The 2,328-nt window shown below is 41.9% G+C and carries 2 protein-coding genes; both read left to right on the forward strand.

Going from position 1 to position 2,328, the window contains the following annotated elements; genetic code table 11:
- Positions 1-170: 170 nt before the first annotated feature.
- Entirely contained in the window at positions 171-1,112 is a 942-nt protein-coding gene (locus tag F6K37_RS38645) for a cobalamin-binding protein (RefSeq protein ID WP_287256471.1), read from the forward strand.
- Positions 1,105-2,328 (forward strand): AAA family ATPase (locus tag F6K37_RS38650; RefSeq protein ID WP_287256473.1); only part of this gene is annotated, 1,224 nt, incomplete at its 3' end. The genes F6K37_RS38645 and F6K37_RS38650, both read left to right, overlap by 8 nt.

The following is a 2,328-nucleotide window of genomic DNA, read 5'->3' on the forward strand; positions in this document are numbered from 1 at the left end:
ACAGCCAGTCAAGTAATTTGGCATTTTTCAACCCCGGATGCCAGAGTCAAACTTAAACATCTTTATCCAGTGTTTGAAGAGGAAGAGATGGCAGATTCTAATGCACCAAATTAGCTGTGTCAGTCCACTACAAGAGATGCGATCGCACTGAATTTATCAAGGTCTAAACTATGCTTTCACAAAACCTGAGAATTGTTACTCTGCTCCCCAGTGCCACGGAAATTGTGGCAGCTTTAGGATTAACTGATGCCATTGTGGGGCGATCCCACGAATGCGACTATCCCGCAACCATCAAAAATCGACCTGTCTGCACCGAGGCTCAAATCAATAGCGACAAACCTAGTGCCGAGATTGATGATGATATAAACAATCTGGTAAAACGTGCCTTGAGTATTTACCAAGTAAAAACTGATGTTTTAGAACAACTGCAACCAACCCACATTGTTACTCAAGATCAATGTGATGTCTGTGCTGTCAACTTCGATGTGGTCGAGAAAGCAGTTGCCAACCTTACTAATAGCCAGCCTCAGATAATATCCTTGCAGCCAAACTTGCTAACAGAAGTTTGGGCAGATATTGAGCGAGTTGCTACCATCCTGGGAGTAGAGTCACAATCTCTACTGAACCAATTACAGTCTCGCGTCGAAACCTGTAGGCAAAAGACACAGGAAATCTCAGAAAATCACCGCCCTACTGTGGCTTGCATCGAGTGGACTGATCCTCTGATGGCTGCTGGTAACTGGATTCCTGAATTAGTGACAATTGCAGGTGGTAATCTTCTGTTTGGGGCTTTAGGTAAACATTCCCCTTATCTGGAATGGGATGCTTTAGTCAAAGCTGATCCAGACGTAATTATTGTAATGCCTTGCGGCTTTGATTTGGAACGCACAACACAAGAAACCCAACAGATGGCTCAACATTCGCAGTGGTCAAGTTTGCAAGCGGTACGCCAGCGTAAGGTTTTTGTTACTGATGGTAATGCGTATTTCAATCGTCCAGGACCAAGACTAGTAGATTCAGTAGAAATGATAGCGGAAATTTTGCATCCAGACCTGTTCACCTTTGGTTATCAAGGCACTGGCTGGGAACGGTTTGAGGTAGGAAATGCTTAAGAAACTTATCCTGGAAAATTGGAAAAGCTTCCGTTATGCAGAACTCCCGATTGATCCCCTGACTGTGTTAATCGGAACAAATGCTAGTGGAAAATCTAATCTAATTGATGCTTTGGAATTTTTAAAACGAATAGTGTTTGGAAAGGAGATTCGATCGGCTTTGGCAGGGGATGCTGCTTTTCCTGGGATTCGAGGTGGAGTAGAGTGGGCGTCACTCAAGCCAGAATCTAACTTTACCTTGAAAGTTGTGGTTGAGGGAGAGGATGATGAAACGGATTACCTTTATAGTATTACAGTACAAACGAAACCACTTGTTCAGTTATCTGATGAATCTCTAATTCGTCAGGTCTATTCACCAGATAGTAATCAAATCCTTACTCAAACTAGTTTGTTCCAAGTATCTTCTCCTAGAACTCAAGACCAAGGTATTCAGGTTAAATTGCCGGTTCAAGAACAAATTTTTTTGCCAAAATACTGGAAACGTTCTAATTCTATTTTAACTAGACTTAGGGAAATAGACTCCCATGCCGATGTTAGGGATGTAATCCTAAACCTTTGTACAATTCTAGAAAATATTTTTATTTTTAATCCTATTCCTGCCAGGATGCGTAACTATTCACCCCTTTCTGATCGCATTGAGAGTGATGGCTCTAATATTGCTGGTGTGCTAGCCGCATTACCTAAGGAGCAAAAAGAGGAGTTTGACTCAACGGTGTCTGCTTACTTGAAATATCTGCCAGAACGAGATATACAGGAAGTTTGGGCGGAACCAGTAGGAAAGTTTGGTACAGATGCTATGCTCTACTGTAAAGAACAATGGAAACCTGGTCAAACTACAGAAATTGATGCGCGAGGAATGTCAGATGGAACCCTGCATTTCTTAGCAATTATTACCGCACTTATCACACGACCAGAAGGGAGTCAATTAGTAATTGAAGATGTAGACAGTGGATTGCACCCATCTCGGTTACATCTGCTGATAAACATGCTAAAAGAAATTGGAGAAAAGAGAAAACTTGACATATTAGTCACTACTCATAATCCGGCTTTGCTAGATGCTTTAGGAGCAGAAATGATTCCCTTCGTAGTTGTAGCACACCGGGATTCAGAAACTGGAGAAAGCACACTGACGCTTCTAGAAACTATGGATAATTTACCTAAATTAATGGCATCTGGTTCCTTGGGTAACCTAGTGACTAAAGGAGCTATTGAAAGA

This window comes from Moorena sp. SIO4E2 (genome assembly GCF_010671945.1).
Classification (GTDB): Bacteria; Cyanobacteriota; Cyanobacteriia; order Cyanobacteriales; family Coleofasciculaceae; genus Moorena; species Moorena producens.

Coding starts and splice junctions, on each gene's coding strand:
- F6K37_RS38645 (WP_287256471.1), top strand. CDS start 171: ATGCTTTCACAAAACCTGAGAATTGTTACTCTGCTCCCCAGTGCCACG.